This window comes from Thermodesulfobacteriota bacterium (assembly GCA_025062045.1).
Lineage (GTDB): Bacteria > Desulfobacterota > Syntrophorhabdia > Syntrophorhabdales > JANXAF01 > JANXAF01.
The window spans coordinates 20,129-33,201 of sequence record JANXAF010000008.1; the positions used below are offsets into that span (position 1 = coordinate 20,129).

Here is a 13,073-nt window from a genome sequence, read left to right on the forward strand (position 1 = left end):
ACTCGTTTGAAATCGCTAGACTCTCTGATTTCTGAGGATATTTGCCCCTTCCTCAGGGGTAAGTGTCGTTACGTAAAATTCATCCTCCCTTTTATATCTTGCGGTCCTGTAGTCCCTAGGCATTATCTCTACATGCCAGTGGAAATACTCTGAAATGGGTATACTTTTCTCAAAGTCGAGTCCATATCCTTTCTCGTTGGGTGATGTATGGTAGACTATGGTATAGGCATTGGTCAGCCTTTCTATCCTTTTCATTACGTCCATAAGAATTTCCGCAAGAAGGCTAAGATTTTCACCTCTATCTGTATTCTCAAAGTTAACCTCGTGAATCTTCGGCAGAATCCAAACTTCGAATGTAAATCTCGAAGCAAACGGACAGAAAGCGGCAAACCGGCCATTTTCCGTAACTAGTCTCCTTCTGTCCTTTAGCTCCTGCCTGATTATGTCACAGAAAAGGCATCTCTCTTTTCTTTCGTAGTGAGCTTTCGCATTTTGGATTTCGTTTTCTATCCTTTTAGGAATGATGGGCGTCGCAAGAATGTGGGAATGGGCATGGAATATTCTTGAGCCCGTAAGTTCGCCGTGATTTTTAAAGATCTGGATATATTTGAACCTTTTATCCTTTTTTAAGTCCAAGATTCTCTCCTGATAGAACCTCAAAAGTAACTCCGTCTCATCTTTTGTAAAACGTGAAAAAACTTTCGTATGTTCGGGCGTCTCAACAACTATTTCATGAGCCCCGGGATTTGACATCTTATCGTACATCCCTTCCGCTCGTCTCATTTCCTCGACTTCCGCAATGAATAAAAAGTCCTTTGAAGGAAAACACCTTATCTTCCAGTTACCAAACTCATCCTTAACTTCTCTTATCGTGTCCGGTGTTAGATGTTCGTTTCCAGGACAGAACGGGCATAGTTCTCTATTTAAAATCGGAATGTATTTATGCCCGACTATGACCCAGTCCCCAGAGACCGGATCCTTCCTTATTTCGGTCACGCAATGATAATACCGGAACTGGGCCTTCGTGTCAAAGAGTATTACGATTATATCAGTACTTTTTGTAGGCCAGATTGTTAGGCTTCTCCAATGTAGAACTTTTTGGTTACTCTTTTTTATAAATCTTGCCAGATAGCTAAACTTTTGATAATTTGTATTTCATGCCATGCATGGCAGGTCTTTTCTCGAATATGTCTCTTTAGAGGTTCTGAAACTTTACGAGGAAATAGACGAAAAGATCGCGCTTTTTAAATCAGAGACAGGGATCGATTGTGTTAGAGATTGCGGTGAGTGTTGTTGGAAAGGTCGCGCAAAAATGGTACCACTCGAGTTTTTACCGCTTGCTTTTGAGTTATTCAGAAGAGAACTCCTCTTTAATTACATCGATATCATAAAAGGTAAGGAGAACGACGTCTGTGTGTTTTACCGAGGAGATCTTTGCGATCCGAAGAAAGGGTTCTGTAGTTTTTACAGATTGAGGGCTGCAACGTGCAGACTTTACGGATTTGGGTTCAAAAGGAATAAGTACGGCTTTTACGAGCCAGTAATGTGTGACTATCTAAAAGAGAGATATTTAAGGAGAGGTTTAGATTTGGAAACTCTTCCTTTGGTTGACTATGATTCAATCATGATTAGATTGGTCTCCCTGTGTTTCCCGCTCGGTCTTGAAAGATACCCTGTAAATCAGGCTATTTTGGTCGCGCTAAATAAGGTGGCTATCCTTGGGTTGGCCAGTTTTACCCATGATCACTATGAGGGCTACTCCGATAATAAAGAAGGAGCCCAGTGTAAGAAAAACCGTGTTAATTGAGAGCATCATCGACTGGCGAACGAGTTCTCGGTAGATAAAAGCCATTGAGATATCCGTAAGTAGAGGATCAGAAAAGCCTTTAAGGCTCAGCAAGTATTTGAGTTTTTCAAAAGCTAACTGATAAGAAACTTCGTACGGGGTTAAGTTCTCTACGAGGTAAGTCTGGTATGTCTGCGCCTTTCTCGATAGGAATGTTGAGACAAAAGCTGTCCCAAAACTTCCACCTATATTCCTTATGAAACTGATTACGGATGTGGCCATCCCCATTTCCTCTTTTTTTACGTCGCTGATTGAAGCAATAGTTAAAGGGATAAAGACGAGGCCCATTCCGAAGCCCAATACCACTCTTGGTATCACCAAAGTAACGAAATCTGTATAGAGGTTAAATTTAGACATTTGATAACAGGCAAACGCATTGGTAAGAAGTCCGGCTATCGCAATCAAAAGTGGATTGACTCTATTTACGGCTTTTCCCGCAACCCAAAGAGCAACGATCGACATAACACCTCCCGGACCCAAAACGAGTCCTGTAAGGTACGCAGTGTATCCTAAAAGTTCCTGTAGATATAAAGGTAGTAGAATTATCGTTCCGAAAAGGCAAAAAAAGGTGAAAAAGAGGGCGCCGTTGCCTAAAGAAAAGCTTCTGTATGTAAAGAGTCGAAGATCAATTACAGGACTTTTGGATTTCAACTCCCAAACTATGAAAGACGAAAGACAAATAGTGGCAACGATCGTAAGAACTTGGATTAACCTTGAAGAGAACCAGTCTTTTAGTTGTCCCTGATCCAAAACGATCTGTAAAGCTCCAACCCCACATGAGACTAAGGCTAGGCCTATGTAATCGATCTTTACCGGAGTCTTTTTTGCCCAGGGTGGATCTTTTATAAAAAGGATGGTCATTAGAATCGATAGTAAACCGATTGGAATGTTGATAAAGAAGATCCAGTGCCAGGACCAGTTGTCTGTTATATAGCCACCCAGTATCGGACCAATTATAGGTCCGAGTATGACGCCTGTCCCGAAAACTGCCATGGCCGTGCCTTGTTCTTTTTTAGGGAACGTTTCAAGAAGAATCGCCTGAGAAATAGGCTGCAAACCACCCCCACCAATGCCCTGGAGTATACGAAACAGTACTATTGAAGGGATGCTCCATGCGATCCCACAGAGAAAGGAACTTAGAGTAAAAAGCGATAGAGAGATAATAAGGTAGTTTTTTCTTCCAAATATTCTGCTTAGCCACCCTGTGATAGTCACTATTACCGCGTTCGATACCATGTACATTGTGAGTATCCACGTCGACTCTTCGAAAGCTCCTCCCAAACTACCCCTTATGTGGCCGAGGGCCACGTTAACTATCGTCATGTCGATTACCTCTACGAGGGTCGGAAGCATAACGGTGAAGGTGACTATCCACTTGTTCATAGGGGACTTAAAGATTCCCTATTTGACTATTATTGTTGGAACACACGACATTCCAATGCGCAAAAGCGCCTTCTTTTTTGGATCCTCATCAAAGACTATCTTCACAGGAATCCTTTGCACAACCTTTACCCAGTTTCCTGTAGCATTCTCAGGTGGAAATAAAGAAAAGGAGGCCCCTGTGCCGGCCATTATCGAATCTACCTTTCCCTCAAAGACGATCCCCGGATAGGAATCTACCTTTATCTTTACTTTCTGTCCCGGTTTTATCTTCTCTATCTGCGTCTCCTTATAGTTCGCAACTACCCAGAGATCGTCAAGGGATACAAGGGCCATAAGCGGTTGTCCTGGCTGAATCTGATTGCCTTTCTCGACCGACTTTTTGGTCACATATCCATCGGCTGGAGCAACTATTTTCGCATAGCTTTTTTTAAGTTTAGCCTCTCCGAGTGTAGCTTCCCTAAGCAGGATTGCTGCTTTTTGAGTTTTTACCGTATTGTTTAGCTGCTCTATTTGAAGGAGCAGAGTCTCCCTTTGAGCCTCAAGCTGTTTTATCCTTTCTTTTATTGCCTTTAGGGTCGTTCGACTTACGTTGTAGGATGTAAGGGCCTTCTCATACCTTTCCTTAGGGATCGCCTCCTTTTTGAAAAGATTTTCAGCTCTTTCATAATCGATTCTTGCCTGCTCCATAAGGTAGGTCTGAACCTCCATCTGGGCTTTTTCGGCCTCAATTGCAGCATCAATCTCAGAAAGCTTTTGTTTAAGGATCAAAACGTTACTTTCGATTTCTGTAAGGCGTCTCTTTTCGATCTCATAGGCGGCCTCTGCCTCTTTGACCTTATAGTCGTAGTCTTTCTCATCTATCTCCAAAAGTACATCCCCTTTCTTTACGAGTCTATTATCTTCAACGTAAACGGCCTTCACCGTTCCAGGAACCTTTGACGAAATAATATGGATCCTTCCTTCCACGTACGCATTATCGGTAGTTATGTGGGTCTTTCGATAATGAAGGTAGTATAAGACAGAAATCACAAGCACAAAGAGCGCACCAATGAGAATGCTTACGCGGACTTTACTCATTTAGAGTACTCCTCCTCAAGGTTTCTTCCTGTTGCGTGTAAAATTCCGGCTTCTGCCCTTAAAAGATCGTAAATTGCCTTGTAGTAATTCATTTCCGAGCGACCGAGTGCCGCTATTGCATCTAAGACGTCTGTTCCCGTACCAACTCCTTCCCTATAGCGTATCTTTGTGATCCTCAGATTCTCCTCTGCTTGTTTAAGAGCGTTTTTTGCCATCTCTAGACGCTCTTTTGCGTTAAAAAAATCGAGATAGTACCTTTCCAACTCAAGTTTTATATCGTCCTTTAACTTCCTTTCTTCAACGGAAAGCTTCTTTTCCTCAATATCTATACTTTTTAGCTCAGCAGTGGTTTTTCCGCCGTCATACAAATTTACACTCATTCCAAAAGACACGGATGTTATTCCCTCATGTACCTGATATCTATTCTCAGTGTACGTGTATTTTCCTTCCAGATAGAATTTCGGAAGTATTTCAGATTTTTTCGCTCGTCTTATGTAAGAGAGCTGATCCTTTAACTTACTAAGGATTCTGAGCTCTGGTCTCTCCGAATGGGCCTCTTTCAAATAATCTTCGAAACTCTTAGTAAGAAGAGGTGTCCTTTTCGGTTCTTCAAAAATGAGATCTTCCCAATCTTCTTTTCCCATCATCTTCTTGAGGATAGAAACCGTGAGTTTTTTTGAATTGTTGGCCGTATTCAGTCTCTGTCTTGCATCTGAGAGTAAAACCTCGGTGTATAAAACTTCATTTCTTGTTATAACTCCCTCTTCGTAAAGAGCCTTCGCATCATTTAAGTGGGACTCTAACCTTTCAACTTCCTTTTCAAGGACTGAGATGAGCTTCTCTTTCTCCTTTAAATCGTAGTAGTGGCATAAGAACTGGAATGCGACACTGTTTTTTACTCGCAAAAGCTCTATTCGTTTTATATCTTCTTCGACTTTTTTAGAACGATAAAGAGAAAAAGTTCCAAAAAAGTCAAAAACGAGTTGCCTTATCGTTATAGAGTAGGTATGGAAATCCCTCTCGCTTACAGGAACTTCCACAACCCTTCCTAAAAAAAAGTTTCTGGCCCTTGGCTCGTGGCTCAAGAAAACCTTTCCGTACGACACTCCAATCTGGGGAAAAAGGTAGGACCTTGCGACCTTCGATTGAAAAAGGGAGATGGCCTCTTCATATTCCTTTATCTTTATCAGGTTTTCTTCTTGGAGAGCCTTTTTTAGGCCATCCGTTAAGGATAGGACATCAAGACTGCTACAAAAAGTTTGTCCTGAAAGACATAGTGAAACTAGTATCACGAACACCACATATCTAGCTACTTTTCCGATACCAGACAAACGTAAGAACTCCCTCGGTATATGAGATGGAGTTTACTTTTTATAGGCCGGTCAAAAGCATAGCACAAAGGGATCGAAAAAGTAAAAGGGATTAGAAAGAGTTTGGTCCATGAGAGCTTGTGGGAGTCTTTCTATCTATTGCGGACTTCAATATTGTAATAGCGGTATCCAGGGAGTTTTGAAGTGAGAAAGAAAGGGCCTCGTCTTTTGGATTCTTAGGACCTATCCCAGATCTTTTGAGGTCTTCTATGAGTCCTACCCCCTTGACCATACTATCCAAATCTTGCCACAACACCAAACATTCCCACATGATTTCCCTTACGGCTCTTAGGATCTCTTTTCGCCTACTTGTGCCGTAATTTAGACGTGGAAGTTCCATGTCTACCAGTTCTGGCTTTGGTATTTCTCTTCTTTTTGCGTAGCTTGCCGCTGAAATTCCGGCTATTTTTCCAAAAACTATCGCTTCTGTGAGCGCATTTCCACCAAGCCGATTCATTCCGTGCAAGCCACAGGTTACTTCCCCTGCCGCAAAAAGACCGGGTTTTTCCGTCTCGCACCTTTCATTTATTGGAATCCCTCCTATCGTGAAATGGGCACAAGGTGTTATTCTTAGTAGTCGACTGCTTGCGCCGTACCTATCCCGGATGAAGGAAAGAGCCTCTTTTTCCGTTTCTGAAAGGACACTTTCGTCTATCTTTCGCAAATCAACATAAACCTTATGGCCCTTTCTTATCTCGTTAAATATAGCCTCTGAAAACTTATCCCTGGCCCTAATAGCCAAAGGTCGTAGACTAGAAAGTCGATACTTCTCAACTATATCTTCATTTTTTTCGTTTACTACGCGGGATAGCTCTAGTATGTAAGGTGGACATATGATCCTCGGAAGCCTCTCTTCCCGTATTTGGGCGGGGTAAAACTGGATGAGATCCATGTCTTTTAATTTAACACCCACCCTTTGAGCAAGGGCATATCCGTCACCCAAATTCCCTGATGGGTTGTCATGAAACTTAAACAGGGCAGAGGCGCCTCCTGTGGCCATGATAACAGCCTTTGAGAAGCAGGCGACTCTTTTTCCGGAAGATAGGACGAAAATGGCACCACAAATACTATCCCCATGATCAAGCAATTTCACTGAAACTGCATATTCTAGCTTTTTAGCACCCCAAGAAAGAGTAGCTTTGAGAACCTTATCGATCACACTTCTGCCGACAGTTGGAAACCTTCCTTTAGCCATGACCTGATACTTTCCAACTTCGAAATTCACACCATAAGCTTTCAACTCTTCTATCGCTTTGGGAGCCTCCTCCGCCAAAATCTTAACGAGTACAGGATCATTTTTGTAGCGGCCGGTATTAAGTGTCTTTTCGATATGTTCTTCTACTGTCATTCCATAATTCGATGTGGCAAAAGCACCAAGACTTAAAGATGAGGACGTACCTAATCCGATCTTGGCCTTAGAAGCAATGGTGGTCGATACACCTTCTTTCGCAGCGGATAGGCAGGCCATAAGCCCAGAAAGCCCCCCTCCTACTATCAAAACGTCCGTCTTTATGAGATCCATTGCGAAGACTATATAAGAAGGTACCTCTTCTTTATCTCCTCGTTTTTTTCTAATTCCGTCTTTGTTCCTTCGAACTTTATAACCCCGTTGTCTATCACATAAACCCTGTCTACGAGCTTTAATGCTGAACGGATATTCTGCTCGGCAAGAAGAATACTGATTCCTGCCTTTTTTAGATTCAGTATCTGTTCTTCTAGTGCCTTTACAACAAGTGGGGCCAAGCCTTCTGTGGGTTCATCTAGAAGTAAGAGTTCAGGACTTCCCATCAAGGCCCTTGCGATTGTGAGCATCTGCTGTTCTCCGCCCGAAAGATTTCCGGCCCTTCTGTCCCTAATCGATTTTAAAGCTGGAAATAGTTCATAGACTGTCTCCTTCGTCCATTCGTTCGACCTTTTGTAGACGATTTCAAGATTGTCCTCCACCGTAAGATCCGCAAATACTCTTCTGTCATCCGGAACGTAACCGATACCTTTTCTAAAAAGCACATACGGCGGTTTTCCAACTATGGATTCTCCTTTAAAGATGATGTCTCCACTTTTTGGCGGATTTATCCCAATTATGCTTTTCATGGTTGTGCTTTTACCAGCACCGTTCCTCCCTAAAAGCCCAACAATTTCACCCTTAAAGACTTTAAGCGAAACATCAAAGAGTATATGGCTTAGGCCATAGAAAGTATTTATACTTCTAACTTCCAGAAGACACAGATCATTCATAACTCGCACCTAAGTAGGCCTCTTGAACTAGTGGATTCGAACTTATCTCATCCCGCGTGCCTTCAGCTATAATCTCCCCTCTTACCATAACGATTATTCTATCTGCGGACCCAAATACAACTTCCATGTCGTGTTCGCAAAAGAGTATGGTGAGATTCATTTCCAGTTTAAGCCTTTGTATAAGTTCAAGGCATCTTAAAGTTTCTTCAGGAGACATTCCAGCTGTCGGTTCGTCGAGAATCATAAATTCCGGCTTTCGTCCCAGGGCAATTGCTATCTCAAGAACCTTCTGATCACCATGAGATAAAAAACCAGAAACAACGTCTTTTTTGTCCTTGAGTCCTACCTGTTCTAAAATCTCTTCCGTCTCCTCTACGTACATTTTAGACGCCCTGCGAAAAAGGTCCCAGGTCTTCTTTTCCCTTGAAAGCACAGATAGCTGCACGTTTTCGAATACGGTCAGTCTCTGAAATACGTTAACTATCTGGAAGGACCTCGATATACCCTTTCTTGATATCCTGTGTGGGCTTAAACCCGTTATATCTTCTTTTTTGTAATAAATTTTTCCCGAGTCGGGTTTTAGTATGCCAGTAATTAGGTTAAAAAGTGTCGTTTTTCCCGCACCGTTTGGACCAATAACAGCAACAATTTCACCCTTTTTCACATCCATGTCGACACGGCTCACCGCCAAAAATCCGTCAAAGGACTTTGATACTCCCTTTACCTCAAGCATGATTCTTTACACCTTTTAGTCTCTCCTCAATAAACCCCAAGATCCCATTCGGTAGAAAGAATATGACAAGCGCCATCGTGACACCTAGGACCAAAGCCCAGTAATCGGTATAGGCACTGACTATAGTCCTCAAAAATAATACCAAAGCCGCACCAAGCATAGGACCTAAAAAACTGAACCAGCCTCCTATAAGGCACATGATCACTGCTTCTAGGGAGAGTGTCCAGAACATTATCTCGGGAAAGACATTCGTGTTGACAACAACAAACAACATTCCCGCAACTCCAGCGAAAAAACCGGCGATCGTTAAAGCAGTAAGCTGATGAGCTTTTATGTTTACCCCAACCATTTCGCACCTTGTAGGGTTGTCCCTTATGCCTTGTAGCGCTTTTCCGAACGGTGAAACAACAATCATGTACATAACGGCCATAGATAGAGCAGTTATTATAAGTGTAAAATAGAAGGCACCATTCGTGGACGAGAGTATTTCCGGAACCGGTATTCCCTGAATTCCATCATCTCCTCCCGTAAAAGAGTACCATCTGTAAACCACTGCCCACACAAGTGAACCAAGGGAAATCTGTAACATACCGAAGTAAAGCTTCGAAAGTCGCACACAGATAAGCCCCATCCCCAAGCTCAGTAAAGTCGCTGCAATTGGTCCTGCCACAAAAGCAAAAAAAGCGGATAAGGACGTTTTTTTAAGGATGAGGGCTGTGGCATACGCGCCTACCCCATAAAAAACACAGTGGTGGAACTGAAAGATCCCCCCATATCCAAGAACGAGGTTTAGACTCGTTGCCAATAAACCGTGGATAAGGATGAGAGATGTAAGGTAAACGTAAAATCTCGGAAGGAAAAGAGGAAGCAGTAAAAGAACGATAAAAGAGATTGCTACGAGCTTTTTTACGTTCATCTCCCTTACCAGGTGGATTTGAGAAGACCTTTTGGTTTAAAAAGGAGTACAAGTACAACAGCTGCGTAGGGAAGAACGATTCCGAATTTTGGCCATATAAGAATTCCTAAGGACTGAGTAAGACCGAATATCAATGCGCCAAGTAGAGCTCCCCAGATATTGCCGAGACCACCTATTATTACTATCAGAAAGGACTCCATTATAAGGCTATGATCCATCCCCAGTGTAACACTTATTGTCGGTGCAACAAGCGCTCCTCCTAATCCGGCAAGGAAGCATCCGACAACAAAAGTCAAACCAAATACCCAGCTCACATTTATCCCACATGCCCCTACCATTTCCCTATCTACTGCAGAGGCTCTCGCTATCTTACCCATCTTCGTTTTATTTACAAAAAGCCATAAAAGAACTGCCACCACGGGACCTACAAGAAGTAGAAAAGCATTATAGAGAGGCAAATTTAGATTTTTAAAGAGGGTCACATATCCTTGTAGGACTTTGGGGATAGGAACTGTCTTATATTCACCACCCCAAACCATTTTGACGAGATCACCGAAGATCAATGAGATCCCAAAGGTCAAAAGGAGTAACATCAGATGTTCCCTTTCGTATAAAAACTGGAAGAGCGACCTTTCGGCGATAAAGCTAATAAGCGCCACAAAAAGCGGGGCACCAAATATCGCCAGCCAGAATCCGCTATCTCCTCCTAAGTATCTACAGATGGAGTAGGCTGCGTAGGCGCCTATCATGTATAAAGATCCGTGCGCAACGTTAGGTATCCTTAAGACCCCCAAAATGAGGCTAAGCCCTGAAGAGACTATAAAAAGGATGACAGTTCTACTTAGGCCAACGAGGATCTGGGACAAAATAGCGTAGATATCCAAAGCCCTTCCGTTACTTCCTCCTCAATCTCAGGATCTCTTCACAGCTTGGCATGTAATCTTTACTTGGTATCGTCTGTATGTCCGTTGCTATTAAGAACTCCCATCCACCGACCTTTTTTGTCCTTCCGAAATACATCGGAAGGGCCAGCTGGTGGTCACATTTTCTGAGTTCCAATTTGCCTACCGGACTGTCGATTACCATGCCCTCTACAGCGTCAATGAACTTCTCTATATCGAAACTTTTTGCCTTTTTGAACCCTTCCGCAATGAGCTTTGCGGTCACATAACCGTAAAGTGCACCGATCTTAGGATACCGGTTGTAAGCCTTTCTGAACTGATCGACAAATGCCCTGTTTTCTTTTGTATCTGGATAGTAAAAAAAGTAGTTACACGTTCCGTAAACCCCTTCCGGAGCGTCAAGGCCCTGGGGCATAAGAACGGAATGCTCAATTGCTGTATGCTGATAGAATGGAATCTTTTCAGCAAGACCCGTCGCCTTTGCAGCCCTCTGGAAATTGACCATTGCGGCACCACCAGTAGCAACGATTATAAAGTCGGGTTTCGCGGCAAGGATCTGCGTGATATAAGGCGTAAAGTCAGCCTCTCCCACTTTCCACCAAGTCTCTCCAATCTTTGTGACCTTCGGATTCAGTTTTGTTAGATGCCTCCAAACTGCATTAGCAATAGAGTGGCCGTATTCGTAATCATCTCCAGCAATCCAGTACTTAGTATATGGCATCTTCGAAAGCGCAAATGCAGCGGCTCTTCCTGCCATCTCAGTATTTTCGCTTATGCCGAAGACGTATCTGTGCCCCTGTTCTCCGGTGATCTTTTCACTTTTGGCAAATGTGACAAAGAACGGGACTTTTTCTTTTTTTGCCAAGTCCGAGATCGCAAGGGCTGTGGCGCTATTTATGGTGCCCATAAGGATGTCAACCTTTTCTTTCATTAGAAGCTCTTTCGCCATCGCCAGTCCCACATCAGGTTTGAACTTCTCATCCCTAGTCGTATATTCTATAGTTCTTCCCATAACCCCACCTGCCTTATTTATCTCCCGGACCGCAAGGTCGAATCCATCCCTCACGTCAAAGGTAAAAGTTGTTGGTGGCCCTGTGTATGTATCGACTATACCGACTTTTATAGTTTTCTGGCTCAGAGATTGGGATGGTAAAAGAGTTAGAATGCCAAACGCAAACACAAAAAACAAAACTACTTTCTTTTTCATGCTAACCCCCTCTTGGTTTTAAAATTTGATATCAGAGAAGCTTTTTTCATGTCAACGACTGTACTTAAGACCAAAAACCTCATCCCACTAGAAAAAGCGGTTTCGAATTATGGTACTCTTCCTGTCGGGCCCTGTAGAGATGAGACTTATTCTTACGCCTAAAAGTTTTTCCAATCTCGATATGTAATTTTGGGCCTCTTTTGGTAGATCAGAGAAATCTGTAATACCCCTCGTGTCCGTCTTCCATCCCTGCAATTCCTCGTAAACAGGTTCACATTTTTCTAATGAGTAAGAATCGAGGGGAGGTGTGTCGTAATATCTGTTTCCCCGTTTATATTTGACACATATCTTAATCTTGTCGAAGACATCTAGTACATCAAGTTTTGTAAGGCATAGTTCCTTTATCCCATTCAACTCACAAGCCCTTTTTGCTACAACAAGGTCGAACCATCCGCATCTTCTCGGTCTTCCCGTTGTGGCCCCATATTCTCCCCCTCTTTCGCGGATGAGCTGCCCTAATTCGTCTTTGAGCTCAGTAGGGAATGGACCCTCTCCTACTCTCGTAGTGTAAGCCTTTGAAACGCCAATTATCCTATCTAATGCTGAGGGAGGAACACCACTTCCTGATATTATGTTTCCTGCGACAGTATTCGACGAAGTAACATAAGGGTAAGTTCCGTGATCAACATCGAGATTTGTTCCCTGGGCTCCCTCAAAAAGGATAGATTTTCCTTCCGCGATGCATTTGTGAAGGAACGCAACCGTGTCCTTTACAAACTTTTTCAGTAAAACTCGGTACCTTTCGTAGGTTTCAAGTATGCTTTCGAGGCTAAAACCCTCATCGTGGTAAAATTCCCTTATGATGAAATTCTTTATTTCCAGGTTCTGTTTCACCTTTTCTTTAAAAACTTTCCTATTGAAGAGATCCATGATCCTTATACCCATCCTTCCAATCTTGTCCTCGTACGCAGGACCAATTCCTCGTCCTGTAGTCCCTATTCTTCCTTTCCCCTTTGTTTCTCTCAGAACGTCTAATTTTTTATGGTAAGGCATTATAAGGTGGGCCATCCCACTTATGATTAGTCTGCTTTCGTCCTTGAGATAGCCCATGCTTTTGAGTTCGTTCAGTTCTTGCTCGAAGACCTCAGGATCGAATACAACCCCATTTCCAATGACGCAGTACTTTCCTTCATGCAGAATGCCAGAAGGGATAAGGTGCAGGACTATCTTTTTTTCATCAACTACGATTGTATGTCCGGCATTGGCACCACCCTGGAATCTGACGATCACATCAGCGTACTCGGAGAGAAGATCGACTACTTTTCCTTTACCCTCGTCTCCCCATTGAATTCCGATAAGTCCAAGGTTTGGCATACCCTACTATTCTACACAGACATTATGCGA

The 13,073-nt window shown here is 42.9% G+C and carries 12 protein-coding genes; 1 reads left to right on the plus strand and 11 read right to left on the minus strand.

The genetic code is table 11. From position 1 onward, the window contains the following. Nucleotides 1-15: 15 nt before the first annotated feature. A complete protein-coding gene (locus NZ583_06615) occupies nucleotides 16-996 on the minus strand; it encodes a DUF4931 domain-containing protein (protein ID MCS7281280.1) in 981 nt (326 codons plus the stop codon). A 166-nt stretch (nucleotides 997-1,162) separates the two neighbouring features. Here NZ583_06615 and NZ583_06620 point away from each other — a divergent pair, with 166 nt between their 5' ends. Then, nucleotides 1,163-1,807 (plus strand): YkgJ family cysteine cluster protein, encoded by a 645-nt coding sequence (locus NZ583_06620; protein ID MCS7281281.1) that lies wholly within the window; start codon nucleotides 1,163-1,165, stop codon nucleotides 1,805-1,807. On the opposite strand, the gene NZ583_06625 is transcribed toward NZ583_06620, so the two are convergent. The 10 genes from NZ583_06625 to NZ583_06670 form a co-directional block, all read right to left on the minus strand. Next, on the minus strand, nucleotides 1,700-3,229 hold the full coding sequence (locus tag NZ583_06625; protein ID MCS7281282.1) for a DHA2 family efflux MFS transporter permease subunit: 1,530 nt from the start codon (nucleotides 3,227-3,229) through the stop codon (nucleotides 1,700-1,702). The two genes, NZ583_06620 and NZ583_06625, sit on opposite strands and share 108 nt — an antisense overlap. Nucleotides 3,230-3,247: 18 nt before the next feature. Then, on the minus strand, nucleotides 3,248-4,306 hold the full coding sequence (locus NZ583_06630; GenBank protein MCS7281283.1) for an HlyD family secretion protein: 1,059 nt from the start codon (nucleotides 4,304-4,306) through the stop codon (nucleotides 3,248-3,250). Then, a complete protein-coding gene (locus NZ583_06635; protein MCS7281284.1) occupies nucleotides 4,303-5,604 on the minus strand; it encodes a TolC family protein in 1,302 nt (433 codons plus the stop codon). Before NZ583_06635 ends, NZ583_06630 begins: the two co-directional genes overlap by 4 nt. Before the next feature lie 124 nt (nucleotides 5,605-5,728). Further along, complete coding sequence (locus NZ583_06640; GenBank protein ID MCS7281285.1) at nucleotides 5,729-7,198, minus strand: FAD-binding protein; 1,470 nt, start codon at nucleotides 7,196-7,198, stop codon at nucleotides 5,729-5,731. 8 nt (nucleotides 7,199-7,206) lie between these two features. Continuing rightward, a complete protein-coding gene (locus tag NZ583_06645) occupies nucleotides 7,207-7,911 on the minus strand; it encodes an ABC transporter ATP-binding protein (protein ID MCS7281286.1) in 705 nt (234 codons plus the stop codon). After that, nucleotides 7,904-8,644 (minus strand): ABC transporter ATP-binding protein, encoded by a 741-nt coding sequence (locus NZ583_06650; protein ID MCS7281287.1) that lies wholly within the window; start codon nucleotides 8,642-8,644, stop codon nucleotides 7,904-7,906. The genes NZ583_06645 and NZ583_06650 overlap by 8 nt, the downstream gene beginning before the upstream one ends. After that, nucleotides 8,637-9,560 (minus strand): branched-chain amino acid ABC transporter permease, encoded by a 924-nt coding sequence (locus NZ583_06655; GenBank protein ID MCS7281288.1) that lies wholly within the window; start codon nucleotides 9,558-9,560, stop codon nucleotides 8,637-8,639. The genes NZ583_06650 and NZ583_06655 overlap by 8 nt, the downstream gene beginning before the upstream one ends. 5 nt (nucleotides 9,561-9,565) lie before the next feature. After that, nucleotides 9,566-10,444 carry a branched-chain amino acid ABC transporter permease gene (locus tag NZ583_06660; GenBank protein MCS7281289.1) on the minus strand — a complete coding sequence of 293 codons (879 nt, stop codon included), beginning with the start codon at nucleotides 10,442-10,444 and terminating at the stop codon, nucleotides 9,566-9,568. Between the two features lie 10 nt (nucleotides 10,445-10,454). Then, complete coding sequence (locus tag NZ583_06665) at nucleotides 10,455-11,669, minus strand: ABC transporter substrate-binding protein (GenBank protein ID MCS7281290.1); 1,215 nt, start codon at nucleotides 11,667-11,669, stop codon at nucleotides 10,455-10,457. 87 nt (nucleotides 11,670-11,756) lie between these two features. Next, a complete protein-coding gene (locus NZ583_06670) occupies nucleotides 11,757-13,043 on the minus strand; it encodes an adenylosuccinate synthase (GenBank protein MCS7281291.1) in 1,287 nt (428 codons plus the stop codon). Nucleotides 13,044-13,073: the final 30 nt, after the last annotated feature.

What these genes read in the sequence shown, in the direction of transcription:
- NZ583_06655 (MCS7281288.1), bottom strand. Translation starts at nt 9,560, where the DNA reads ATGAACGTAAAAAAGCTCGTAGCAATCTCTTTTATCGTTCTTTTACTG.
- NZ583_06665 (MCS7281290.1), bottom strand. Translation starts at nt 11,669, where the DNA reads ATGAAAAAGAAAGTAGTTTTGTTTTTTGTGTTTGCGTTTGGCATTCTA.
- NZ583_06645 (MCS7281286.1), bottom strand. Translation starts at nt 7,911, where the DNA reads ATGAATGATCTGTGTCTTCTGGAAGTTAGAAGTATAAATACTTTCTAT.
- NZ583_06630 (MCS7281283.1), bottom strand. Translation starts at nt 4,306, where the DNA reads ATGAGTAAAGTCCGCGTAAGCATTCTCATTGGTGCGCTCTTTGTGCTT.
- NZ583_06650 (MCS7281287.1), bottom strand. Translation starts at nt 8,644, where the DNA reads ATGCTTGAGGTAAAGGGAGTATCAAAGTCCTTTGACGGATTTTTGGCG.
- NZ583_06620 (MCS7281281.1), top strand. Translation starts at nt 1,163, where the DNA reads ATGCATGGCAGGTCTTTTCTCGAATATGTCTCTTTAGAGGTTCTGAAA.
- NZ583_06640 (MCS7281285.1), bottom strand. Translation starts at nt 7,198, where the DNA reads ATGGATCTCATAAAGACGGACGTTTTGATAGTAGGAGGGGGGCTTTCT.
- NZ583_06625 (MCS7281282.1), bottom strand. Translation starts at nt 3,229, where the DNA reads ATGAACAAGTGGATAGTCACCTTCACCGTTATGCTTCCGACCCTCGTA.
- NZ583_06670 (MCS7281291.1), bottom strand. Translation starts at nt 13,043, where the DNA reads ATGCCAAACCTTGGACTTATCGGAATTCAATGGGGAGACGAGGGTAAA.